Source organism: Allobrachymonas denitrificans DSM 15123 (assembly GCF_900110225.1).
Taxonomy (GTDB): domain Bacteria; phylum Pseudomonadota; class Gammaproteobacteria; order Burkholderiales; family Burkholderiaceae_C; genus Brachymonas; species Brachymonas denitrificans.
Genome location: NZ_FOCW01000009.1, coordinates 1 through 21373 on the forward strand (window position 1 = coordinate 1; position 21373 = coordinate 21373).

Consider the following 21373-nt stretch of genomic DNA (forward strand, 5'->3'; position numbering starts at 1 on the left):
GGATCTCATTGGCACGGCGCAGCTCCTTGACTTCGCGCTCCAGTTCCTTGATGCGTCGCGCATCCGAGGTCGTGGTACCCGCACGCAGGCCAGCGTCGATCTCGGCTCTCTTGACCCAATCGTGCAGGGTTTGCGGCACACAGCCAATCTTCGGCGCAATCGATTCGATAGCTGCCCACAACGAAGGGTACTCGGCTCGATGCTCCTGCACCATGCGCACAGCGCGCTCGCGCACTTCCGGGGAAAACTTGTTGGACTTGTTCATGGCTCCATCTTCTCAAGAGTTGGGGCCTCCTCCAAACCCGGGGCGGTTCAGTATGGCACCGGCATGCGCCTGATGGAATGCATGCGTTTGCGCGTCAAAGACGTAGACTTTGAGCGGCTGGAAATCCTGGTTCGCGATGGCAAAGGTGGGAAGGATCGCGTCACCATGCTGCCTCGCACACTGGCTCCTGCCCTGCAACAGCATCTTGTATGGCGGCGCGCCCTGTATCAGGATGATCTGGCTGCCGGCAAGGCAGACGTCCATCTGCCGCATGCTCTGGCCATTAAATATCCAGACGCCTCCACCCAATGGGGGTGGCAATACATCTTTGTAGCAGCCGGATTTTCCACAGACCCGCGCAGCGGGGTAGTACGACGGCATCATCTCGATGAAAAGCAATTGCAAAGGGCTTTCAAGCGCGCAGTTCAGGCCGCGGGGTTTGCAAAACCTGCTACGCCGCACACATTACGGCACAGCTTTGCCACGCATCTGCTACAAGCCGGTTACGACATCCGCACCGTCCAGGAACTGCTGGGCCACGCCGACGTGACCACCACCATGATCTATACGCACGTGCTCAACAAGGGCGGCCGCGGAGTCTCCAGTCCGCTCGATATCCTGCAGTAAAAGCCAGTAAAAAAGCCACGGCTCCCGCCGTGGCTTTCGTCTCCTTGCGCCTCTTGTCAGGCACAGCCCTGCGCCTGTCAAGGCGCAGGTGCTGACGCCATAGGGCTTAGTGGAACTGCTCTTCTTCCGTGGAACCGGTCAGGGCCTTCACGCTGGAAGAACCGCCCTGGATGACGGTGGTCACGTCGTCGAAGTAGCCTGCGCCCACTTCCTGCTGGTGCGACACGAAGGTGTAGCCCTGCTCGCGTGCCTTGAATTCCGGCTCCTGCACCATTTCGGTGTAGTGCTTCATGCCTTCGCCGCGGGCGTAAGCGTGGGCAAACTGGAAGGTGTTGTACCAGTTGATGTGGATACCGGCCAGCGTGATGAACTGGTACTTGTAGCCCAGTGCGGACAGCTCGTCCTGGAAGGCGGCAATCGTCTTGTCGTCCAGGTTCTTCTTCCAGTTGAAGGAAGGAGAGCAGTTGTAGGACAGCAGCTTGCCGGGGCAGGCAGCGTGCACGGCCTGGGCGAATTCACGGGCAAAGCCCAGATCCGGCGTACCGGTTTCGCACCACACCAAGTCAGCGTAGGGAGCGTAGGCAACGCCACGGCTGATGGCCTGCTCCAGACCGTTCTTCACGCGGTAGAAACCTTCCTGCGTGCGCTCGCCGGTCAGGAACGGCTTGTCGTTGGCGTCGTAGTCACTGGTCAGCAGGTTGGCTGCTTCAGCATCGGTACGGGCCAGAACGATGGTGGGCACGCCCATCACGTCGGCTGCGAAACGGGCAGAGATCAGCTTCTCGATGGCTTCCTGGGTAGGAACCAGCACCTTGCCGCCCATGTGGCCGCACTTCTTCACGGCAGCCAGCTGGTCTTCGAAGTGCACGCCGGCAGCGCCAGCGGCAATCATGTTCTTCATCAGTTCGAAGGCGTTCAGCACGCCGCCGAAACCGGCTTCAGCATCAGCCACGATCGGCAGGAAGTAGTCCACAAAGCCTTCGTCACCGGGGTTCACGCCACGGCTCCACTGGATTTCGTCAGCACGCTTGAAGGTGTTGTTGATGCGGCGAACCATGGTCGGCACGGAGTCGTAGGCGTACAGCGATTGGTCGGGGTACATGGTTTCGGAGGTGTTGCCGTCAGCGGCGACTTGCCAGCCAGACAGGTACACGGCTTCCAGACCGGCCTTGGCCTGCTGCATGGCCTGGCCAGCAGTGATGGCGCCGAAGGCGTTCACGTACCCCTTCTTGGCACCGCCGTTGACCTTTTCCCACAGCTTTTCGGCGCCGCGCTTGGCCAGCGTGTACTCGGGCTGCAGGCTGCCGCGCAGGCGCACCACGTCAGCGGCGCTGTAGCCACGCTTCACGAGCTTCCAGCGGGGGTTTTCGGCCCAGTCTTTTTCCAGGGCGGCGATCTGTTGTTCGCGGGTCAGTTGGGTCATGGTGCTCTCCAAGAAAAGAAAAAGTGTCTAAAGCGAATCAATCTACCGGGCTGCGACTCGGCCCTTGCGGGGCCTTGCCTTGTCTCTTTGCATGGTGCCTCGAGGCACTCTCTGCGCCAGTCGTTTTCTCGCTGGCATGGCCTCTATCATAAGTCTTGTATAAGAGTTGTCATCTATCTTATGTCTTATATAAGAGTTATTTTTGCTCTTTATAAATCAACCACTTACGTTATTTATTTCGTAATGCGGAAATATTATGCGCTCTGCAAAAAGACGGAGTCCGATTTTCCACGCCAATTTTCCACAATGTAAAACCATCTTCCGGAAATAGAAAATGGCTGCCGATCCACGCCTCGCAACTGCGCCCGAGGAACGGCAGCGTTTTTTCCCTCCAGCATGCCTGCTGCAGATGACACCAGCACGACAGGCCGCCGGCCCGTTTCCCTGCCGATAATGGCGAATCTCCGATCTGAACCAGCATTCCGCACTGCATGCACAGCATCCCCCGCCCCCTCGCCCTGCTCTGCCTGGCTGCCAGCATGTCGCTGGTGGGCAGCTATGTGGCTCTGTCCAAACCGCTGGCCATGGTGTTTCCGGTGATGCTATTGGCCTGGCTGCGTTTCGGCATCGGCGGTGCGGCCATGCTGCACTGGCTACGCAAGCCGGCAGACGAACCACCGCTCACGTCACGCACGCGCTGGCTGCTGTTTCTCGAGTCCTTTTTCGGCAACTTCCTGTTCACGCTGTGCATGATTGCCGGCATGCGGCTCACCACCGCTGTCGCAGCCAGCGTCATCATGGCCTCGATCCCGGCCGTGGTGGCCGTGCTTGGCTGGCTGATCCTGCGCGAGCGCATGAGCCTGCGCATCTTGCTGTCAGTACTGTGTGCGGTGGGGGGTGTGGCCTTGCTCGCCCTGGGCCGCGATGCTTCGCCGGGAGGCAGCACGGCGCAGTCGTCCTCCTGGCTGGGCTACGCGCTGCTGTTTGCCGCCGTGGTGTGCGAGGCCAGCTACTCCATCATCGGCAAGCTGCTCACGGTCTCGCTATCTCCCAAGCGCATCACGGCCCTGATCAATCTGTGGGGTCTGGCGCTGTCCACGCCGCTTGGGCTGTATGCCGCCTGGCAATTCGATTTTGCTGCCGTTTCTGCCGGCATCTGGACGCTGCTGCTGTTCTATGCGCTGGCGGCCTGCGTAGGCACGGTGTGGCTGTGGATGACCGGGCTGAAAACCATTCCGGCATCACAGGCTGGCGTGTTCACGGTGATGCTGCCGGTCGGCACGGCAGCCACGGGAGTGATCGCACTGGGCGAAACACTCAACGCCATGCAGGGCCTGGCGCTGGCGATCGCCCTTTTTGGCGTGCTGATGGCTACCCTGCCCGGCCGCCCGCAGGCCTTGCCGCCGGTGTCAAGCTGAGGCGATCAGCACAAGGGCTGGCTACTCACCACGATGCCGTCGTCATCGGCATACAGCCAGTCACCGGGACGCACCACCACGCCCTGCACATGCACTGGCACATCCACCAGACCTTGCTGGCGCTTCATGGGCGGCATGGGCATGGATGCCAGCGCACGGATGCCGACCTTGAGTGGCGCAAGCTCGCGCACATCACGCACGCAGCCATCCACCACCACGCCGGCCCAGCCATTCTTCTCGACCAGCTGGCCGATATTGCCGCCCACCAGCGCCGTGCGCAGCGATCCGGCACCCGCCACTACCAGCACGCGACCCTTGCCCTCGGTTTCCAGCACGGACTTGACCGTGGTGTTGTCCTCGAAGCACTGCACCGTCACAACCTGGCCGCAGAACGGCTCGCTGGAAGCGAAGTTGCGGAACACGGGCGGCAAGACGGCAAAGCCGGGCGGCACGCCATCGCGGTGCGGATCGCAGAAGTCACAGGTGGCAAAAGCGGGCTGGGTCATGAGGGTCTCCTTTTTCGGTATGCGCCGCATGATACCCAAGCCATGTCGCCTGAAAAGCGCTGCGCACGCCATCGCGCAGCGTTCGGGCCCAAAAAGCGGCAGTCGCGGGTAAACCCTCTGCCCATCCGCGCGCAAATTTTCACAAACTCGCTTGCAGAGCTTGTGAAATCGCCACAATCTCCATTAGGATTGTCTGACCTGCAGTCCCTGCCTGACTGCACCCCTCCATTTTTTCCACTGCGAGAGACCAAACTACCATGGCTACTGCAAAGAAACCCGCTGCCGACAAGACCGCTGCTCCCAAGAAACGTGAACCCAATGCCGCTTTCATGAAGCCGCTGACCCCCAGCGCAGAACTGGGTGCCGTCGTGGGCAGCAAGCCGCTGCCGCGCACCGAGGTCATCAAGAAGCTGTGGGAATACATCAAGGCCAACAAGCTGCAGGATGAGAAGAACAAGCGCAACATCAACGCCGACGACAAGCTGGCCAAGGTGTTCGGCAAGAAACAGGTCACCATGTTCGAAATGGCCGGCCTGATCGGCAAGCACCTGTCCTGATCGCCTGAGGCGGCTTCGGCCGCCCTGCTCCAGGGATGAAAAAACCGACTCCACGGAGTCGGTTTTTTGTTGCCGGCCTTCCCGCAGGAAGGCCGCATGCCGCTTACTGTGCCGGCTGCATCATCGGGCGCATCATGCGCTGGCCCGGCTGCTTCTGCATGCCACCCTGCCTCCAGGCACCCATGCTGTGCATCTGGTCAAAACGGGCACGCTGGTCTGCAGTCAGCACGGCGCGCAGATTACGGATGGTCACTGCCATTTTTTCCATCTCGGCAGCGCGGGCCTTCATCTGGTCCGCCTGATGCTGGGCGCGCTGGTCAGGCGTCATGGCCTGCATCTTCTTCATCCAGTCGGCGCGGTTGCCACTCATCATGGGCTTGCTCGCACGCATCTGCTCATGCGCCTTCACGTAGGCATCCCATTGGGGACGCTGTGCCGGCGTGATCTTCAGCACTTCGGCTTCGCGCACAAAGCGTTGCTGGAACCAGGCCTGACGTTGCTCGGGCGTCATGCGCTGCATTCTGGGCATGCGGGCATCGGCGCTGCGCATGCCGGGGGCGCTCACCTGTTGGGTCGTGGCAGCTGCAGGCTCGGTCTTCTGGCCGGGCTGGGCACAGGCCGTCAGCACGGCGGCCACGCCGGCGATGATCAAGGGGTTGCGAAAGCGGATGGTCATGTTCATGCTCCTGTTGCGTTGTTGTCTTCAGGATGGATTCAGCCCACCGCCACTGGTTCCGGCGCCGCGCTGAGGCGTTGCAACAAAATGCAAGCGTCGCAAGGCAAATGCCTCTGCGCGTGCCACACAAAAAAGGCCGGAGCAGCCCTGCTGCCCCGGCCTTCCGGCTGTAACACCGCTTCAGCACATCACGCAGCCTCGAAGCGGAACTCGCCGGGCGCGTTGACCGGATCCACGCTGACCTTGATCGTGCTCTTGGGCGGGAACTTGCCCTCGAGCAGCGCCTTGGACAGCGGGTTCTCGATGCGCTGCTGGATCGCACGCTTGAGCGGACGCGCACCGAACACCGGATCGAAACCAACCTTGGCCAGCTCCTCCAGCGCAGCGGGCGACACATCCAGCTCCAGATCCATCTTGTGCAGACGCTGCTGCAGCACCTTGAGCTGGATCCTGGCGATGTCGGCAATGTGCGCCGCGCTCAGGCCGTGGAACACCACGATCTCGTCGATGCGGTTCAGGAACTCGGGACGGAAATTCGCCTTCAGTTCATCGAACACCGCATCCTTGATCTCCTCCTGCGGGCTGCCCACCATCGCCTGGATGATGGGCGAGCCGATGTTGCTGGTCATCACGATCACGGTGTTCTTGAAATCCACGGTGCGGCCCTGGCCGTCGGTCAGGCGGCCATCGTCCAGCACCTGCAGCAGCACGTTGAACACGTCCGGATGGGCCTTCTCCACCTCATCCAGCAGGATCACGCTGTAGGGCTTGCGGCGCACGGCCTCGGTCAGATAGCCGCCCTCCTCGTAGCCCACATAGCCCGGAGGCGCGCCGATCAGGCGGGCCACGGAGTGCTTCTCCATGAACTCGCTCATGTCGATGCGCACCATGTGCTCGTCGCTGTCGAACAGGAAGCCGGCCAGTGCCTTGGTCAGCTCGGTCTTGCCCACACCCGTGGGGCCCAGGAACAGGAAGGAGCCCGCCGGACGATTCGGATCGCTCAGGCCGGAGCGCGAGCGGCGGATGGCGTTGGCCACGGCTGCAATCGCCTCTTCCTGGCCCACCACACGCTCGTGCAGCTTGGCTTCCATCATCAGCAGCTTCTCGCGCTCGCCCTGCATCATCTTAGCCACCGGAATGCCCGTGGCACGGCTCACCACCTCGGCAATCTCTTCGGCGCCCACCTGCGTACGCAGCAGCTGGTTGCCCTTGCCCTGGCCATCGGCGGCAGTTTCCTTGTCCTGCGCTTCCTTCAGGCGGCGCTCCAGCTCGGGCAGCTTGCCGTATTGCAGCTCGGCCACCTTGTTGAAGTCGCCCTTGCGGGTGGATTCCTCGATCTGGAACTTGAGCTTGTCCAGCTCCTCGCGCACCTGCTGGCTGCCCTGTGCGGCTGCCTTTTCGGATTTCCAGATCTCTTCAAGATCGGCGTATTCCTTCTGCAGGCTCTGGATTTCATCCTCGATGATTTCCAGACGCTTCTGCGAAGCCTCGTCCTTTTCCTTGTTCAGCGCCTCGCGCTCGATCTTGAGCTGGATCAGGCGGCGGTCGAGCTTGTCCATCGCCTCCGGCTTGGAGTCGATTTCCAGCTTGATCTTGGCCGCAGCCTCGTCGATCAGGTCGATCGCCTTGTCGGGCAGGAAGCGGTCGGTGATGTAGCGGTGGCTCAGTTCGGCCGCAGCCACAATGGCCGGGTCGGTGATTTCCACGCCATGGTGCACCTCGTACTTTTCCTGCAGACCGCGCAGGATGGCGATGGTCGCCTCCACGGTCGGCTCGCCCACCAGCACCTTCTGGAAACGGCGCTCCAGCGCAGCATCCTTCTCGATGTACTTGCGGTATTCGTCCAGCGTGGTGGCACCCACGCAATGCAGCTCGCCACGCGCCAGCGCCGGTTTGAGCATATTGCCCGCATCCATGGCGCCCTCGGCCTTGCCGGCGCCCACCATGGTGTGGAGTTCGTCGATGAACAGAATGGTCTGGCCTTCGTCCTTGGCCAGCTCGTTCAGCACGGTCTTCAGGCGTTCCTCGAAGTCACCACGGTACTTGGCACCCGCCAGCAGCGCTGCCATGTCGAGCGACAGCACGCGCTTGTTGCGCAGCGTGTCCGGCACTTCGCCGGAAACGATGCGCTGCGCCAGGCCTTCCACAATAGCCGTCTTGCCCACGCCCGGCTCGCCGATCAGCACCGGGTTGTTCTTGGTACGGCGCTGCAGCACCTGGATGGTGCGGCGGATTTCGTCGTCACGGCCGATCACCGGATCGAGCTTGCCCAGGCGGGCACGCTCGGTCAGATCCAGTGTGTACTTCTTCAGCGCTTCGCGCTGGCCTTCGGCATCGGCGCTATCCACGCTCTGGCCGCCACGCACAGCGTCGATGGCCGCTTCCAGGCTCTTGCGCGTCAGGCCGTTTTCGCGGGCGATGTCACCGATAGTACCTTTCGAATCCGCCACGGCGAGCAGGAACAGCTCACTCGCAATGAACTGGTCATTGCGCTTGATGGCCTCCTTCTCGGTGGCCTGCAGCAGCTTGCCCAGATCGGGGCCGGGCTGCACCTGTTCCTGGCCGTGCACCTGCGGCAGGCGGTTGACTGCACCTTCCACGGCGGCAGCCAGCCCCTGCACATTGACGCCGGCGCGTTGCAGCAACGAGCGCGGGCCGTCCTCCTGGCGCAGCATGGCCAGCAGTACGTGGGCGGGTTCGATATAGGCATGGTCCTTGCCCAGGGCAATGCTCTGGGCGTCTCCCAGGGCTTCCTGGAATTTGGTCGTCAGTTTGTCAAGTCGCATCAGGAAAATCCTCCTTCATTGCCCTCGCATATACGTGCGCAAACTGCGCTTTCAAGAGCCGCGTCGCCGTGAAGGCAAGCCCTGATGCGCAATCGCCACAAGCCTACCAGAATAGGCGCATGCACGTCCATCAGATCAGCATCCAGTACCGACCACTCGATGACCGCATCCTGCTGCGCATCAGCTTCCGCGAAGGCGGCGAACAAACCGCGTGGCTGACCCGCCGGCTTCTGCTCAAGCTCTGGCCCCTGCTGCGCAACAGTGTGGCCGATTTCGTGGCCAAGCTGCAGGCGGCGCAGGGCACGGCAGCCTCCAGCGTGGCAGTGGCTGACGACAAGACGCGCCAGCTGCTGAGCGACCTGCGCGGCAGTGCCTCCAACGAGAAGGCCGATTTTTCCAAACCGTACGCGGCGGCGGCCTCGCTGGAGAACACCATGCTGGTGCACACGGTCAACCTGTACAGCCAGCCCACAAAGGCGTCGTTCGCCATCGAGCTGCTCGACAAGCCCGCCACGCCTGATGCCCAGCCATGCCGCCTCAAGTGGAGCATGAACGAGACAACGCTCCATGCCAGCATGAAGCTGCTGGAAGATGCCATCCAGGCATCCGGCTGGGATATTCCCTCCGTCACCACCACGAGCGAGCCCGCAACGGCTCCGGATGCCGATGTGCTGCAATCGATGGAGCGCCCGAAATACCTGAACTAGCGGCACCGGCCACACGGGTCTGCGCGCGTTACACTCGCAGGAAAAGTACCCCGCAGGATCGACGCATGCCCAACTCTCCCTATCTCCGCACTGTATTCCTGGTTTCCGACGGCACCGGCATCACGGCCGAAACCTTCGGCAAGTCGATCATGGCGCAGTTCGACATGCCGGTGCGCTATGTGCGCCTGCCCTTTGTCGACAGTCTGGAAAAGGCGCGCAAGGCGGTCGAGCAGATCAACACCGTGGCCCAGAACGAAGGCGTGCGCCCCATCGTCTTCACCACGCTGGTGAACATGGATGTGGTGCACATTCTCAACGCCGAAACGCGCGCAATGGTGATGGACATGTTTGCCACCTTCGTCAATCCGCTGGAACGCGAACTTGGCATCAAGTCGCACCACCGCGTAGGCCGTTTCTCGGATGTGGCCAAGAGCCAGGCCTACCGCGACCGCATGGAGGCCATCAACTTCAGCCTGATGCATGATGATGGTCAGATGAACAAGGGCCTGGAACAATCGGATGTGATCCTGATCGGGGTCAGTCGCAGTGGAAAGACGCCTACGTCGCTGTACCTGGCCCTGCAGTACGGCCTGAAGGTGTCCAACTACCCCCTCATCCCCGAGGATTTCGAGCGCCGCCAGTTGCCGCCCTCGCTGCTGCCCTTCAAGCCCAAGCTGTTCGGCCTGACGATCCAGCCCGAGCGCCTGAGCGAGATCCGCAACGAGCGCCGTCCCGGTTCGCGCTATGCCAGCCTGGAAAACTGCCGCTACGAGGTGGCCGAGGCAGAGGCCATGATGCGTCGCGCCGGCGTGCGCTGGCTGTCCACCACCACCAAGTCGATCGAGGAAATCGCCACCACCATCCTGCAGGAAGTGATGCCGGACGGCGACTACTGAGCGCCCTGCTCAGTCGTGCATCACCATGTCGTCCGAGTAATCCCGGTCGATATTGATGCTGCCCTTCTTGCCGACCAGCGGGTAGGCTCTCTTGAGCCAGGCAAAGGCCTGCGAGCGGCCATGCTCGAACAGGCGGTTCAGCATGGTGGTGTCGGTGGAGATCTTGCTGTAGCTGTCCAGCCCCGACATCATCTCGCCGCCGTCAATGCGGTGCATCAGCACGCGCTTGAACTCCGGTTCCTGCAGCTTGCCTTCGTCGATCAGGCGGTTGACGAAGCCGATGGTGTGCATCTGCGACAGCAGGTTGGCGTTGAAGGTGATCTCGTTGATGCGGTCGGTGATGTCGGTCTGGCTGGTCGGCACCCCCTCACGCTTGAGCGGCGCAATCTGCACCAGCAGGATGTCGGCCGATTCGCACTTGGAAATCAGCGGTGTCAGCGGCGGATTGGCCACGAAGCCGCCATCCCAGTAGTTGTGACCGTTCAGTTCCACGGCCTGAAACGCCTGCGGCAGGCAGGAGGAAGCCATCACCGCCTGCAGGCTGATCTCCTTGCCGGTGAACACTTCCGCCTTGCCGGAACTGATGTGCGTGGCCGACAGGAACAGGCGATGCCTGCGCATGCGGGCCAGTGCGTCGAAGTCGACTTCACGGCGCAACAGTTCGCGCAGCGGATTCAGGTCCAGCGGGTTGAAGTTGTACGGCGAGGAAAACTGCTGAAAGGCGTTGGCCAGGATGCTGCCGGGGTTGGGCAGCATGGACAGGAAGGGCACCATGCTGGCCAGGTTGTCGTTCAGCGCTGTCAGGCTGCCGGCAGCCATCACGCCTTTCCAGACGTTGCGCAGCTTGGCGCGTGCGGCCTCGTAGCTGTCCACTTCGGCGTCGCCACGCAGCAACCCGTCGACCAGCGCCACGGCGTTGACAGAGCCGGAACTGGCACCGCTGATGCCTTCAAATTCGAGTCGGCCATCCTCCAGCAGCGCATCCAGCACACCCCAGGTGAATGCACCGTGCGCACCTCCACCCTGCAGGGCAAGGTTCACGCGCTTGCGTGCCGGCTGTGCAGTCTTGGAGGAGGTTCCGTCGGAAGAAGATGGGCGTTCGGTACGGGACATGCGCGGTTGTTTGGGTCCGTAAGCCGCCGGCACGATTTTGTGCAGTGCAGCAAATCAGGCATATTACGGGAAAACGATGAAATGCCTGAGCGTTGTTCGCTGGGGACTTGAAATTTCCGGTTTGGATGTGACCTACCGGACAGTACGGGTGCAGGGTTTATGCAACAGGCTGCCTGTGAGCCGGGTGCAGAATCCGTCGCACCGTGCAGTAGGATGCCAAGGACAGAGTTTACGCGCTAACGCCCCCCAAGGACGCTTGCTACATACATGACAGACACTTCTTCCAGCGACCGCATGCGCATCGACAAGTGGCTCTGGGCTGCCCGTTTCTACAAGACGCGCGCCCTGGCCGTGGACGAGATCCACAAGGGGCGGGTCCGGGTCAACGAGCAGGAATGCAAGCCGGCCCGTGACGTGAAGGCAGGCGACTGCATCAGCCTGCGCCAGGGATATGCCACGCGCACCGTGGTAGTGTGCGCCCTCTCCAACCGCCGCGGCCCCGCACCCGAAGCACAGAAGCTCTACCAGGAGACCGACGAAAGCCTGGCCCTGCGTGCGGCCCTGTCGGAACAGCGCCGGCTGGCGCCGGAGCCCGCGCACAGCATCGTGCAGGGCCGCCCCACCAAACGCGATCGCCGCCAGCTGCAGGAAGCAAGGAGCGCCAACAACCAGGGGCCCTGGGGCGACCGCTGGAGCGCCAGCCTGGACGATTGATTGCCACCATGAAACAGACCGCCAATTCCCTGCAGGACCTCAAGCACCTCAAGGCCACGCTCGACCAGCAGCGCGCCGAAGCTGCAGCCCGCCTGCGCGCCGAGCAGGAGGAACGCCAGCGCCAGCAGGCCGAGCAGCGCCTGTTCGTGCATGCCGTGGGCAAGGTGCAGCCGTTGTCGGGCAACCATCAGGGACGCGTGAGCCTGCGCGGCGAACCCGCTGCGCCACGCCCGGTTCAGCGGGAACGCGACCATCAGGCCGTGCTGAAGGAAGCCCTGAGCGATGCCTTCGACATCACCACCCTGCTGGAAACCGATGAAACCCTGAGCTACCGCCGCCCCGGGGTCGGCCCGGATGTGGTGCGCAAGCTGCGGCAGGGCCAGTGGAACATCCAGGCCCAGCTCGACCTGCACGGCCTGCGCCGAGACGGCGCCCGTGAAACGCTGGGCGCCTTCATCCGCGAGTGCCAGCGCCATGGCGTGCGCTGCGTGCGCATCATCACCGGCAAGGGTCTGGGCTCACCAGGCAAGACCTCGGTGATCAAGCACAAGATGTACGGCTGGCTGATCCAGAAGAAGGAAGTGCTAGCCTTCGTGCAGGCCAAGCCGTCGGAGGGTGGTGCCGGAGCCCTGATCGTCCTGCTCGCGCCCGAACGGAGCGGCATGCAGGGTTGAATCGCTGTTTGCCGAGGCTTGCAGCCATTGCCGGCTGAACAAGCACCAACCCTTAGCGCCGCCGCGCCGGTTCAACCCGCCCGGTTGCGCATCCAGTCCGCTGTTTCAAAGAAGCTCTGGTTGAGCCGCTGGTGCAAGGCCGGGTCGATGCCCGTATCCCCCATGGCCTGATCCATGCAGGCCACCCACTGGTCCCGCTCCTTGATGCCGATGGAAAACGGCAGGTGCCGTGCTTTCAGGCGCGGATGGCCGAAGCGCTCGACGAAGTAATCCGGCCCGCCACTCCAGCCGCACAGAAACCAGAACAGGTGCTGGCGCGCGCGATCCAGTTGCGGGCCATGCACGGCACGCAGCTCCGCATAGGCCGGTTCCAGCTCCATCAGGTCGTAGAAGCGGTCCACCAGCTGCTGCAACACGGGCTCTCCTCCGATCCACTCGAACACGGTCGCCGGTTGTTGCTTGGGAGTAGAGGTCAGGGTTTCGGTATCAGACATGCACACAATCCATCAGGAACATCATTCGGTCGTGGCCGCACGCAGCGTTGCCACCACCGGCCGGTTCAGCAGGCCATGCAGGCTCCAGCGGCCTGCCAGCCACGACAGCACGGCCCCGGCCAGCGCTCCGGCAGGCACCACCCACCAGGCCAACGACCAGTCAAACTCAAACACATAGCGCGCCAGCGCCCAGCCCAGGCCCAGCGCCACCAGCGCGGCCAGCAGTCCGGCCAGGGCGCCGGTTCCGGCCAGCTCGGCGGTGAGCATACGCCCAAGCAAGCGGTTGCTGGCTCCCAACGCCCGCATGATGGCCAGTTCGCGCGCACGCTCCTCACGCGTGGCGCTCACGGTGGCGAACAGCACCACCACACCTGCAGCCAGCCCGAAGCCGAACAGCAGTTCCACCGCGCGGATCACCTGTTCCAGCACACCCTGCACCTGGCGGATGGTGGAAGTCATGTCGATCTGCGTGATGTTGGGAAAGGTCTGCAGCAGCCGGTTGTCCAGGCTGATCTGACCGGGAGCGCCGGCCGGCGTGCGGTAGGCGGTGATCCAGGTAGTCGCCACTTCATCACCCAGCGAGGACACCGGATACATCGCAAAGAAGTTGACATGCATGGACGTCCAGTCCACCTTGCGCACCGAAGTGATGGTGTTCTCGCGCTGCACGCCGCCCATGTCGAACAGAAGGCGGTCTCCCAGCTTCAGGCCGAGGGTTTCCATGATGCCCTCTTCCATGCTCAGGCCCCCGGCATCCTCGTTGCGCCAGCTGCCGGCCACCACCGGGTTGTGCGCCGGACGCTGCGCGCTGAAGCTGAGGTTGAACTCGCGGTCCACCAGCCGGCGTGCGCGGTCTTCCTGGAACTGCTCGGGGGACACTGCCCGGCCATTGACGGCCACCAGACGTCCACGCACCATCGGGTACCAGTCGTACTGACGCACGCCGGCCTCCTGCAGCGTGCTGCGGAAAGCCTCGGCCTGGTCCGGCATGATGTTGATGACGAAGCGATCAGGGGCGTCCACCGGCGTGGCACGCTTCCAGTCCTCGACCAGATCGGTGCGCAGCAGCAGAAGCAGCAGCAAGGCCAGCAAGCCCACCGCCAGACTGCTCACCTGCACCATGGCAAAAACCGGCCGCGCCGTCAGTTGCCGCCAAGCCAGCGCAAGCCAGTGCGGAAGCCTCGGACCACGGCGCAGCCAACCGCGCAGCAGCACCACGGCCAGCCAGCCCAGCAGCATGAAGAGCAGCACGGCTGCGGCAAAGCCGCCGACGGCAATCAGGCCCAGCTTGAGATCCTGGCTGGTAGCCAGCAGCAAGGCAGCAAAGCCGGCCACGCCCAGCAACACGGCCGAAGCCGGCGCAGCCTTCAGTTGCCCCAATTCGCGGCGGATCACCCGCAAGGGTGGCGTGCCAGCCAGCTGCAATACCGGCGGCAGGCCGAAGGCCAGCAGCAGCGTCATGCCCACGCCCAGCCCTAGGCCGAAGGGTGCCAGCCCGGGAGCCGGCAAGTCGGTTTGCACCAGCCCCGCCAACAGCCAGACAAAAGCGTAGTGCACCACGTAGCCCAGCAACAGGCCCAGCACGCTGCCCAGCAGTCCGAGCAGGGCAAATTCAAAGGTGTAGGCCAGTGCGATCTTGCGCTGTGACAGGCCCAGCACGCGCAGCATGGCGCAGTCATCCAGATGGCGTGCTGCGAAGCCGCGTGCCGCCAGCGCCACTGCCACCGCACTCAGCAGCGCCGCCAGCAGTGCCACCAGATTCAGGAAGTTGCCGGCACGCCCGAGCGTCTGCTGCATCTGGGGATTGTTGCCCTCCAGCGCCTCCACGCGGATGCCGTGCACCTCCGGCCGCTTCAGTTCCGCCTCCGCCCAGGTGGTGTAGCTGCGCACCGCCCCAGCCGGACCCACCAGCGCCAGCCGGTAGTTCACGCGGCTGGCTGGCTGCACCAGTTGCGTAGCCGGCAGATCCTCCAGCGCCATCATGGCGCGCGGCGCAAAGTTGATGAAGTTGTTGCCGCGGTCGGGCTCGCGCGTCAGCACGGCGGTGATGCGCAGGCGGCTTTCGCCCAGCATCAGTTCGTCCCCGATCTGCAGGCCGAGCGTGTCCAGCACCGCAGGCTCCGGCCAGATTTCGCCGCGCCCCGGGCCGGCGGTGACCGCCTGTTCCGGCTGCAGCGCAAACGCGCCTGCGCCCTGCTGCCGCACGGCCCCACTCGCCGCCGCCTGCCCGCTGGTCGGCATAGCACCGGCACGGGTGACCCCCAAGGTTCCACGCAAGGGGTAGCCGGCACTCACGGCCTTGAGCATCACCAGTCGCCCCGCCTCGCCTTTCTCGGGCGTGGTACGCGCCATGGTCGGGAAGGTCTGCGTCTGGATCGCGCTCAGCCCCAATGCCTGCGCACGCTCCACAAAGGCGGCCGGCGTCGGCTGGTCGCTGCTAACCACCACATCCCCGCCCAGCATCTGCGCCGCATCACGCAGCAAGGCATTGTTCAGGCGGTCCGCAAAGAACCCCACCGCAGTCAGGGCAGCCACGGCCAGCAGCACGGCCAGCACCAGCATGCGCAATTCGCCGGCACGCACATCGCGCCAGAGGGTGCGCCAGCCCAGGCGCCAGAAGGAAATCGAAGGGGAAGAAGCTGTCATCGGAGGTAGACGGTTTCACCCATTGTGAAGGAACTCCGCCAACCCACGCCGGAGCCCGGAAAAGAGGCTCAGGCCACCTGCAGGGTTTGACCGCCCAGCCAGCCCTGCCCCGGCTCTAGACGCACGGGAGTATCGATCTGCGCTGCCTCGACACACACAAAGCGATGATAGCCGTCAGCCGGCAGATCGTGCAGCGTGGCACAGAGGGCCGCGCCCGGATTCCACACCACCGTCTGCTCCATGCTGGCAGGCTGAGACACGCGCAGCCAGTGCGAGGATTGCTGCAGGGTAGCCCGCGGTAATGCCGGATAGACCCTGTCCACCTCACCCTGGAAAACGATGTCGCCCTGCTGCACCGGATATTCCGGGTCTGCACCGGCCACTGCATCCCAGTAGCGCTGGCCCTCCGCACCGCTGATGGCCAATGCGTCGATGGCATCCACAGCCAGATAGCTGTGCAATGCAGTGGTAAAGGCAAACGCGGTTGTCCCGGTGTTGCGCACCGCCAACTCCACATTCAGGCGTGCCGATGCCAGCCGCACCGTCAGGTCGACTTCGAAGTCATGAAGCCAGGCCATGGCGCCATCGGCATCCTGCAGCAGCCCCTCCGGCACATCTGCGCGTGTCAGGCGCAAGGTCACGGCAGATTCTGATTGTTCGATCACCTGCCATGGCACCACGCGCGCAAACCCGTGCTTGACCAGCGGCCCGCGCCGGTTGAATTGCGGCCAGCACACCGGAATGCCGCCACGGATGGCCACACTGCCATCCAGTGTGGCCTTCGGGCTCAGGTACAGCAACTCGCGTTCGTCGGCATCTGTCCAGGACAGCACCTGCGCGCCGAACAGCGAGACCACCGCCTGCTCGCCCGTGCGCGCCTGCAAACGCACCACCGGATAATCAGCCGGCAGGTTCAATGCGCCGCGCATGGCCGGGCTGCGCAGGGATAGCTCCTCCGTACCCAGCATGCTGCAGGTAGTTGGCATCTGCACCGTCAAAACCGGATCACTCCGCCGCGCCGTTCAGCGCATCCGCACGATCCTGCGCTGCCGCAAAATCCAGATCGCCGCTGTAGATGGCACGACCCGCGATCACACCGATCACGCCTTCATCCTCGACCGCGCACAGCTTCTCGATGTCGTCCATGTTGCTCAGGCCGCCCGAGGCAATCACCGGAATCGTGCTGGCCTGTGCCAGACGCACGGTGGCTTCGATGTTCACGCCGCTCAGCATGCCGTCGCGGCCGATGTCGGTGTAGATGATGCTGTCCACACCCAGGTCTTCGTATTTCTTGGCCAGATCGGTCACTTCGTGGCCGGTCAGCTTGCTCCAGCCATCGGTGGCGACCTTGCCGTCCTTGGCATCCAGGCCCACGATGATGTGGCCGCCGAAGGCGCTGCAGGCATCGGCCAGGAAGCCCGGGTTCTTCACCGCAGCCGTACCAATGATGACGTAGCGCAGGCCGGCGTCGATGTACTGCTCGATGGTGTCCAGATCGCGGATGCCGCCACCCAGTTGCACCGGGATCTCGTCACCCAGCTCCTGCAGGATTTCCTTCACCACGCCCAGGTTCTTGGGCTTGCCGGCAAAGGCACCGTTCAGGTCAACCAGGTGCAGGCGGCGCGCGCCCTGCTCCAGCCAGTGCACGGCCTGCGCCACCGGATCGGTATTGAAGGTGGTGACGCGGTTCATGTCCCCCTGTTGCAGGCGAACGCATTGGCCGTCTTTCAGGTCGATGGCAGGAATCAGCAGCATGTTGGTCTCGGAAAATCAGAATGCGGAAAAATCAGGGCTTCCAGTGCAGGAAGTTGCGATACAGCGCCAGACCGGCGTCAGCGCTTTTTTCGGGGTGAAACTGGGTCGCGAAGATGTTGTCGCGCGCAATGGCAGCCGTGTAGCGGCCACCGTAGTCGGCCTCGCCCACACTGTGCTCGGCATGGGCGGGCGACGCAAAATAGCTGTGCAGGAAATAGAACCAGCTGTTGTCGGCAATGCCTTCCCACACCGGATGCGGACGGGTGATGGCAACCTGGTTCCAGCCCATCTGCGGCACCTTGAAGCGGCTGCCGTCCGGCTGCGTGCGGCCTTCCAGCTGAAAGCGCTTGACCTCGCCGGGGAACAGTCCCAGCGCCGCCGTATCGCCCTCCTCGCTGTGCTCCAGCATCATCTGCATGCCCACGCACACGCCGAACAGCGGCTTGTTGGCCGCCGCTTCAAGCACGGCCTGCATCATGCCGCTGTCACGCAGGTGCTGCATGCAGTCGCGCATGGCGCCCTGGCCCGGCAGCACCACGCGCTCGGCCTGCTGGATCTGCTCGGGCTGGCGCGCAATCACCACCTCGTAGCGATCTTCGGCCACATGCAGCATGGCCTGCGCCACCGAGTGCAGGTTGCCCATTTCGTAATCAACAACGGCAACAACCGGTTTTCCCATCAGAGGCTTCCCTTGGTGGAAGGAATCATGCCCGCAGCGCGCGGATCCAGTTCCAGTGCCTGGCGCAACGCACGGCCAAAGGCCTTGAACACGGTCTCGCACTGGTGGTGCGCATTGATGCCGCGCAGGTTGTCGATGTGCAGCGTGACGCCTGCGTGGTTGACGAAGCCCTGGAAGAACTCGTACACCAGCTGCGTATCCAGCGCGCCAATCATGCCGGCGGTGAAGGGAATGTCGTAGGTCAGGCCGGGACGGCCGGACAGGTCGATCACCACGCGGCTCAGCGCCTCGTCCAGCGGAACATAGGCATGGCCATAGCGGCGAATGCCCTTCTTGTCACCCACGGCGCGGGCCACGGCCTGGCCGAAGGTGATGCCGATGTCCTCCACCGTATGGTGGCCGTCGATGTGCAGATCCCCCTTGCAGGCCACGTTCAGGTCAATCAGACCATGGCGGGCAATCTGCTCCAGCATGTGGTCGAAAAAGCCGATGCCGCTCTGGAGGCTTGACACGCCGGTGCCATCCAGATTGATGGAAACGGTGATGTCGGTTTCGGCAGTCTTGCGCGAAACCTCGGCAATACGGGCGCTGGGCGCAATCGGTGTGGTCATGGCGTGTTGTTTCTCCATACGGCCGGGCTTTCGCAACGGAACACCCGACCGGCCGGCCACGGGAGCCGGCGCATGTCACAAGGGATTGTAAAAATGTTTGCCGGCATTTGGCCGATTGCCGGACAGGCAAGCAGCGTCGCGCACAGGCGTGATGCAGCCCCGCAACGCAAGCACCGCGTGCAGGAGCCAGACCCTCTATTGTCGCATTACAGGGCAGTCTTCTGCTTCCAGCGCAAGTCGCCTGCTAACATTGATGTTTTACCGCACCGCATCATCAGGCAGAACCCCATGAATCGCTACTGGAGCGCCCTGGTCCACGACCTCGTCCCCTACGTCCCCGGCGAACAGCCCAAGCTCGACAATCTGATCAAGCTCAACACCAACGAGAACCCCTACGGCCCCTCGCTGCGTGCGCTCGAGGCCATCCGCAACGCCACCGGTGACAGCCTGCGCCTGTATCCCGATCCCGAATCGGATGCGCTCAAGGCCGTGCTGGCCCAGCGCTTTGGCGTGGAGCCCAGGCAGGTATTCGTGGGCAACGGCTCCGACGAAGTGCTGGCCCATGCCTTCATGGCCCTGCTCAAGCACGACCAGGCACTCTGGTTCCCCGACATCACCTACAGCTTCTACCCCACCTACTGCGGGCTGTACGGCATCCGGCACAAGCTGATTCCGCTGGACGACAACTTCGCCATCCGCGCCGATGACTACCTGCCGCGCGGCGACGAGCGTGCCGGTGCCATCATCTTCGCCAACCCCAACGCACCGACCGGCAGCCCGCTGCCGCTGGCCGAGGTCGAGCGCATCGTCGCCGGCAACCCGGATGCGGTGGTGCTGGTGGATGAGGCCTATGTGGATTTCGGCGGCGAAAGCGCCATGGCGCTGGTCAACAAGTACCCGAACGTGCTGGTGGTGCACACCTTCTCCAAGAGCCGCTCGCTGGCCGGCCTGCGCGTGGGCTACGCGATTGGCGATGCCGGCCTGATCGAGGCGCTGGAGCGCGTGAAGAACAGCTTCAACTCCTACCCGCTGGATCGTCTGGCCCAGGCAGCCGCCGTGGCCTCGGTGGAGGACGACGCCCACTTCCGAAACAGCTGTGCCAAGGTCATCGCCACGCGCGAGACGCTGGTCACGCACCTGCATGCGCTGGGCTTCGAGGTGCTGCCGTCTGCCGCCAACTTCATCTTTGCGCGGCACGTCGTGCGCGGCGGTGCCGAACTGGCCAAGGCGCTGCGCGAGCGCTCCATCATCGTGCGTCATTTCAGCAAGCCGCGCATCGACAACTTCCTGCGCATCTCCATCGGCACCGACGCGCAATCCGCGGCGCTGGTACAGGCGCTGGTGGACATTCTCGGCCAGGAAACGGCCTGATTCCGGGCGCCTGCGATTATGACAATCCTGTCATGATCGCCTGCTATATTGGCCTGCCATCAGGCCACCAGCATGCATCCGGATGGGTTTCTTGCCCCGGACAGGCAGGGTTCGGACCTGTTGCCAGTTCCGTCAACACAACCCAAGGGAAACCCAGAATGTCCAAATCCGTGATCGCTCCTGCCCTGTCCCTGCTGCTGGCTGCCGCCCTCGCCGGCTGCGCTGCCAACACCAGCAAGCCCGCCGCCAAGCCGGCCGAGAAGAAGCCCTCCGGCATCACCGCCCAGATTGCCCCGACCGACGCCAGCAGCCAGGTCAAGGGCGACCTCAAATTCGTGCAGCGCGGCGATGCCGTGGTGGTGAGCGGTGTCATCAACGGCCTGGCTCCCAAGTCCTGGCACGGCTTCCACGTGCACGAAAAAGGCTCCTGCGCCGACAAGGGCAATGCGGCCGGCGGTCACTTCAACCCCACGGCCAAGCAACACGGCGCACATGGCGTTGGCGAACACCACGTGGGCGACATGCCCCCGCTGTACGCCGACTCCAAGGGTGTGGCCACGGTCGACTTCACCAGCACCAGCCTGGCCCTGAGTGGCGCCAACAGCATCGTCGGCAAGGCCGTGATCGTGCACGAGAAGGATGACGACGTGACGGCACAGCCGGCTGGCAATGCCGGTGCGCGCATCGGTTGCGGCATCGTCGTTTCCAACTGATCGGCTGTGGCTGACAGGTTTGCGCCTGTCGGCAGACGCGGATGAGAAAAGACCAGCTTCGGCTGGTCTTTGTGTTTCTGCTCATTGGAGTGGCGGCCGGCCCGTCTGCATTGCGTCTGCCGTGCGTCTGCCGTGCGTCTGCCGTGCGTCTGCCGTGCGTCTGCCGTGCGTCTGCCGTGCGTCTGCCGTGCGTCTGCCGTGCGTCAGAGGATGCCACGCTCCCGTAGCAGCGCCTCTTCGTCACCCGAAATCCAGCCGAAGATCCTGGGCTCGGCACCTTCGAGCTGCTGCACCAGGTAATGAACCTCGAAGTCGATCGACACATCCGGAGCAGCGTCCCGACCATAGACCGCGGTCCAAGCTACATGCGCCAGGCAATGTAGCGGGTCGATAGGATGCACGCGGACATCCCGCAGCAGCATGTCTTTCGTCCCGCTCTGGCGATAACGCTCGAATCCCTGCAGCATGACCTGCTGCAGCTGTCCATCGTTCTGCCCGACGCTCACGCCCGCCGGTGAAGCCGCAACAAAGGCGACCGCATAGGAAGAAGCGACCTGTTCCATGTCGGCTTCGCCCTTCAGGCCCTGGCGGAAGAAATCCTGATATCGGCTGAAGAATGCGCGGATGCTGGCTTCCATCGGAACCTCCTGGGTCAAATTCGGCGCGCCACGCATCACGCTGGGCAGCTTCGTCTCACTTACCGGTATACGTGGGGCCCAGCCTTATGAGCCCACCCAATACC

Annotated in this window: 23 protein-coding genes; 9 read left to right on the forward strand and 14 right to left on the reverse strand. The window is 63.5% G+C overall.

The window, feature by feature from the left end; translation table 11 throughout:
* Positions 1–265 (reverse strand): transposase (locus tag BMW28_RS11075; RefSeq protein ID WP_143280593.1); only part of this gene is annotated, 265 nt, incomplete at its 3' end.
* Here BMW28_RS11075 and BMW28_RS11080 point away from each other — a divergent pair.
* The gene (locus BMW28_RS11080) at positions 200–892 is read left to right on the forward strand and encodes an integron integrase (protein ID WP_143280594.1); all 693 of its coding nucleotides are present in this window, start codon (positions 200–202) and stop codon (positions 890–892) included. The two genes, BMW28_RS11075 and BMW28_RS11080, sit on opposite strands and share 66 nt — an antisense overlap.
* A 106-nt stretch (positions 893–998) precedes the next feature.
* On the opposite strand, the gene aceA is transcribed toward BMW28_RS11080, so the two are convergent.
* Together aceA and BMW28_RS12820 are read right to left on the reverse strand one after the other, a co-directional pair.
* Positions 999–2315, reverse strand: coding sequence for an isocitrate lyase (aceA, locus tag BMW28_RS11085; RefSeq protein WP_091817939.1), 1317 nt, complete (start codon positions 2313–2315; stop codon positions 999–1001).
* A 229-nt stretch (positions 2316–2544) separates the two neighbouring features.
* A complete protein-coding gene (locus BMW28_RS12820) occupies positions 2545–2796 on the reverse strand; it encodes a hypothetical protein (protein WP_143280595.1) in 252 nt (83 codons plus the stop codon).
* A 10-nt stretch (positions 2797–2806) separates the two neighbouring features.
* On the opposite strand from BMW28_RS12820, the gene BMW28_RS11090 reads away from it, so the two are divergent.
* Positions 2807–3733 carry a DMT family transporter gene (locus BMW28_RS11090; RefSeq protein WP_091817942.1) on the forward strand — a complete coding sequence of 309 codons (927 nt, stop codon included), beginning with the start codon at positions 2807–2809 and terminating at the stop codon, positions 3731–3733.
* Between the two features lie 5 nt (positions 3734–3738).
* Here BMW28_RS11090 and rraA read toward each other — a convergent pair whose 3' ends face one another.
* Positions 3739–4239 (reverse strand): ribonuclease E activity regulator RraA, encoded by a 501-nt coding sequence (gene rraA, locus BMW28_RS11095; protein WP_091818043.1) that lies wholly within the window; start codon positions 4237–4239, stop codon positions 3739–3741.
* Between the two features lie 257 nt (positions 4240–4496).
* Between rraA and BMW28_RS11100 the strand changes: the two genes are divergently transcribed.
* Entirely contained in the window at positions 4497–4796 is a 300-nt protein-coding gene (locus BMW28_RS11100; protein ID WP_091817944.1) for an SWIB/MDM2 domain-containing protein, read from the forward strand.
* Between the two features lie 103 nt (positions 4797–4899).
* On the opposite strand, the gene BMW28_RS11105 is transcribed toward BMW28_RS11100, so the two are convergent.
* Both BMW28_RS11105 and clpB read right to left on the reverse strand, forming a co-directional pair.
* Positions 4900–5472 carry a Spy/CpxP family protein refolding chaperone gene (locus tag BMW28_RS11105; protein WP_159430753.1) on the reverse strand — a complete coding sequence of 191 codons (573 nt, stop codon included), beginning with the start codon at positions 5470–5472 and terminating at the stop codon, positions 4900–4902.
* A 188-nt stretch (positions 5473–5660) separates the two neighbouring features.
* Entirely contained in the window at positions 5661–8258 is a 2598-nt protein-coding gene (gene clpB / locus BMW28_RS11110) for an ATP-dependent chaperone ClpB (RefSeq protein ID WP_091817949.1), read from the reverse strand.
* A gap of 119 nt (positions 8259–8377) precedes the next feature.
* On the opposite strand from clpB, the gene BMW28_RS11115 reads away from it, so the two are divergent.
* Together BMW28_RS11115 and ppsR are read left to right on the forward strand one after the other, a co-directional pair.
* A complete protein-coding gene (locus tag BMW28_RS11115; RefSeq protein ID WP_091817953.1) occupies positions 8378–8965 on the forward strand; it encodes a hypothetical protein in 588 nt (195 codons plus the stop codon).
* Positions 8966–9030: 65 nt separating this feature from the next.
* Complete coding sequence (gene ppsR / locus BMW28_RS11120) at positions 9031–9861, forward strand: posphoenolpyruvate synthetase regulatory kinase/phosphorylase PpsR (protein WP_091817955.1); 831 nt, start codon at positions 9031–9033, stop codon at positions 9859–9861.
* A 9-nt stretch (positions 9862–9870) separates the two neighbouring features.
* Here ppsR and BMW28_RS11125 read toward each other — a convergent pair whose 3' ends face one another.
* A complete protein-coding gene (locus BMW28_RS11125) occupies positions 9871–10974 on the reverse strand; it encodes a patatin-like phospholipase family protein (protein ID WP_091817958.1) in 1104 nt (367 codons plus the stop codon).
* 267 nt (positions 10975–11241) lie between these two features.
* Between BMW28_RS11125 and BMW28_RS11130 the strand changes: the two genes are divergently transcribed.
* Both BMW28_RS11130 and BMW28_RS11135 read left to right on the forward strand, forming a co-directional pair.
* On the forward strand, positions 11242–11688 hold the full coding sequence (locus BMW28_RS11130) for an RNA-binding S4 domain-containing protein (protein WP_091817960.1): 447 nt from the start codon (positions 11242–11244) through the stop codon (positions 11686–11688).
* A gap of 8 nt (positions 11689–11696) precedes the next feature.
* The gene (locus tag BMW28_RS11135) at positions 11697–12362 is read left to right on the forward strand and encodes a Smr/MutS family protein (RefSeq protein ID WP_091817962.1); all 666 of its coding nucleotides are present in this window, start codon (positions 11697–11699) and stop codon (positions 12360–12362) included.
* 71 nt (positions 12363–12433) lie between these two features.
* Here the strand turns inward: BMW28_RS11135 and BMW28_RS11140 are convergent, their stop codons facing one another.
* The 6 genes from BMW28_RS11140 to hisB form a co-directional block, all read right to left on the reverse strand.
* Positions 12434–12856, reverse strand: a complete 423-nt coding sequence (locus BMW28_RS11140; RefSeq protein ID WP_091817963.1) for a group II truncated hemoglobin — start codon at positions 12854–12856, stop codon at positions 12434–12436.
* A gap of 21 nt (positions 12857–12877) precedes the next feature.
* Positions 12878–15502 carry an ABC transporter permease gene (locus BMW28_RS11145; RefSeq protein ID WP_091817965.1) on the reverse strand — a complete coding sequence of 875 codons (2625 nt, stop codon included), beginning with the start codon at positions 15500–15502 and terminating at the stop codon, positions 12878–12880.
* 68 nt (positions 15503–15570) lie between these two features.
* Positions 15571–16470 (reverse strand): D-hexose-6-phosphate mutarotase, encoded by a 900-nt coding sequence (locus BMW28_RS11150; RefSeq protein WP_200785790.1) that lies wholly within the window; start codon positions 16468–16470, stop codon positions 15571–15573.
* A 37-nt stretch (positions 16471–16507) separates the two neighbouring features.
* Complete coding sequence (gene hisA, locus BMW28_RS11155) at positions 16508–17257, reverse strand: 1-(5-phosphoribosyl)-5-[(5-phosphoribosylamino)methylideneamino]imidazole-4-carboxamide isomerase (protein ID WP_091817967.1); 750 nt, start codon at positions 17255–17257, stop codon at positions 16508–16510.
* A gap of 31 nt (positions 17258–17288) precedes the next feature.
* Positions 17289–17936 carry an imidazole glycerol phosphate synthase subunit HisH gene (hisH, locus tag BMW28_RS11160; RefSeq protein WP_091817970.1) on the reverse strand — a complete coding sequence of 216 codons (648 nt, stop codon included), beginning with the start codon at positions 17934–17936 and terminating at the stop codon, positions 17289–17291.
* A complete protein-coding gene (hisB, locus tag BMW28_RS11165) occupies positions 17936–18547 on the reverse strand; it encodes an imidazoleglycerol-phosphate dehydratase HisB (RefSeq protein WP_091818045.1) in 612 nt (203 codons plus the stop codon). Before hisB ends, hisH begins: the two co-directional genes overlap by 1 nt.
* Positions 18548–18835: 288 nt before the next feature.
* Between hisB and hisC the strand changes: the two genes are divergently transcribed.
* Together hisC and BMW28_RS11175 are read left to right on the forward strand one after the other, a co-directional pair.
* On the forward strand, positions 18836–19918 hold the full coding sequence (gene hisC / locus BMW28_RS11170; RefSeq protein WP_091817972.1) for a histidinol-phosphate transaminase: 1083 nt from the start codon (positions 18836–18838) through the stop codon (positions 19916–19918).
* Positions 19919–20076: 158 nt separating this feature from the next.
* Positions 20077–20631, forward strand: coding sequence for a superoxide dismutase family protein (locus BMW28_RS11175; protein ID WP_091817974.1), 555 nt, complete (start codon positions 20077–20079; stop codon positions 20629–20631).
* Between the two features lie 203 nt (positions 20632–20834).
* On the opposite strand, the gene BMW28_RS11180 is transcribed toward BMW28_RS11175, so the two are convergent.
* The gene (locus tag BMW28_RS11180) at positions 20835–21269 is read right to left on the reverse strand and encodes a hypothetical protein (RefSeq protein ID WP_091818047.1); all 435 of its coding nucleotides are present in this window, start codon (positions 21267–21269) and stop codon (positions 20835–20837) included.
* Positions 21270–21373 lie beyond the last annotated feature (104 nt).

What these genes read in the sequence shown, in the direction of transcription:
- BMW28_RS11080 (WP_143280594.1), top strand. Translation starts at nt 200, where the DNA reads ATGCTCCTGCACCATGCGCACAGCGCGCTCGCGCACTTCCGGGGAAAA.
- aceA (WP_091817939.1), bottom strand. Translation starts at nt 2,315, where the DNA reads ATGACCCAACTGACCCGCGAACAACAGATCGCCGCCCTGGAAAAAGAC.
- BMW28_RS12820 (WP_143280595.1), bottom strand. Translation starts at nt 2,796, where the DNA reads ATGCTGGTTCAGATCGGAGATTCGCCATTATCGGCAGGGAAACGGGCC.
- BMW28_RS11090 (WP_091817942.1), top strand. Translation starts at nt 2,807, where the DNA reads ATGCACAGCATCCCCCGCCCCCTCGCCCTGCTCTGCCTGGCTGCCAGC.
- rraA (WP_091818043.1), bottom strand. Translation starts at nt 4,239, where the DNA reads ATGACCCAGCCCGCTTTTGCCACCTGTGACTTCTGCGATCCGCACCGC.
- BMW28_RS11100 (WP_091817944.1), top strand. Translation starts at nt 4,497, where the DNA reads ATGGCTACTGCAAAGAAACCCGCTGCCGACAAGACCGCTGCTCCCAAG.
- BMW28_RS11105 (WP_159430753.1), bottom strand. Translation starts at nt 5,472, where the DNA reads ATGACCATCCGCTTTCGCAACCCCTTGATCATCGCCGGCGTGGCCGCC.
- clpB (WP_091817949.1), bottom strand. Translation starts at nt 8,258, where the DNA reads ATGCGACTTGACAAACTGACGACCAAATTCCAGGAAGCCCTGGGAGAC.
- BMW28_RS11115 (WP_091817953.1), top strand. Translation starts at nt 8,378, where the DNA reads ATGCACGTCCATCAGATCAGCATCCAGTACCGACCACTCGATGACCGC.
- ppsR (WP_091817955.1), top strand. Translation starts at nt 9,031, where the DNA reads ATGCCCAACTCTCCCTATCTCCGCACTGTATTCCTGGTTTCCGACGGC.
- BMW28_RS11125 (WP_091817958.1), bottom strand. Translation starts at nt 10,974, where the DNA reads ATGTCCCGTACCGAACGCCCATCTTCTTCCGACGGAACCTCCTCCAAG.
- BMW28_RS11130 (WP_091817960.1), top strand. Translation starts at nt 11,242, where the DNA reads ATGACAGACACTTCTTCCAGCGACCGCATGCGCATCGACAAGTGGCTC.
- BMW28_RS11135 (WP_091817962.1), top strand. Translation starts at nt 11,697, where the DNA reads ATGAAACAGACCGCCAATTCCCTGCAGGACCTCAAGCACCTCAAGGCC.
- BMW28_RS11140 (WP_091817963.1), bottom strand. Translation starts at nt 12,856, where the DNA reads ATGTCTGATACCGAAACCCTGACCTCTACTCCCAAGCAACAACCGGCG.
- BMW28_RS11145 (WP_091817965.1), bottom strand. Translation starts at nt 15,502, where the DNA reads ATGACAGCTTCTTCCCCTTCGATTTCCTTCTGGCGCCTGGGCTGGCGC.
- BMW28_RS11150 (WP_200785790.1), bottom strand. Translation starts at nt 16,470, where the DNA reads ATGCTGGGTACGGAGGAGCTATCCCTGCGCAGCCCGGCCATGCGCGGC.
- hisA (WP_091817967.1), bottom strand. Translation starts at nt 17,257, where the DNA reads ATGCTGCTGATTCCTGCCATCGACCTGAAAGACGGCCAATGCGTTCGC.
- hisH (WP_091817970.1), bottom strand. Translation starts at nt 17,936, where the DNA reads ATGGGAAAACCGGTTGTTGCCGTTGTTGATTACGAAATGGGCAACCTG.
- hisB (WP_091818045.1), bottom strand. Translation starts at nt 18,547, where the DNA reads ATGACCACACCGATTGCGCCCAGCGCCCGTATTGCCGAGGTTTCGCGC.
- hisC (WP_091817972.1), top strand. Translation starts at nt 18,836, where the DNA reads ATGAATCGCTACTGGAGCGCCCTGGTCCACGACCTCGTCCCCTACGTC.
- BMW28_RS11175 (WP_091817974.1), top strand. Translation starts at nt 20,077, where the DNA reads ATGTCCAAATCCGTGATCGCTCCTGCCCTGTCCCTGCTGCTGGCTGCC.
- BMW28_RS11180 (WP_091818047.1), bottom strand. Translation starts at nt 21,269, where the DNA reads ATGGAAGCCAGCATCCGCGCATTCTTCAGCCGATATCAGGATTTCTTC.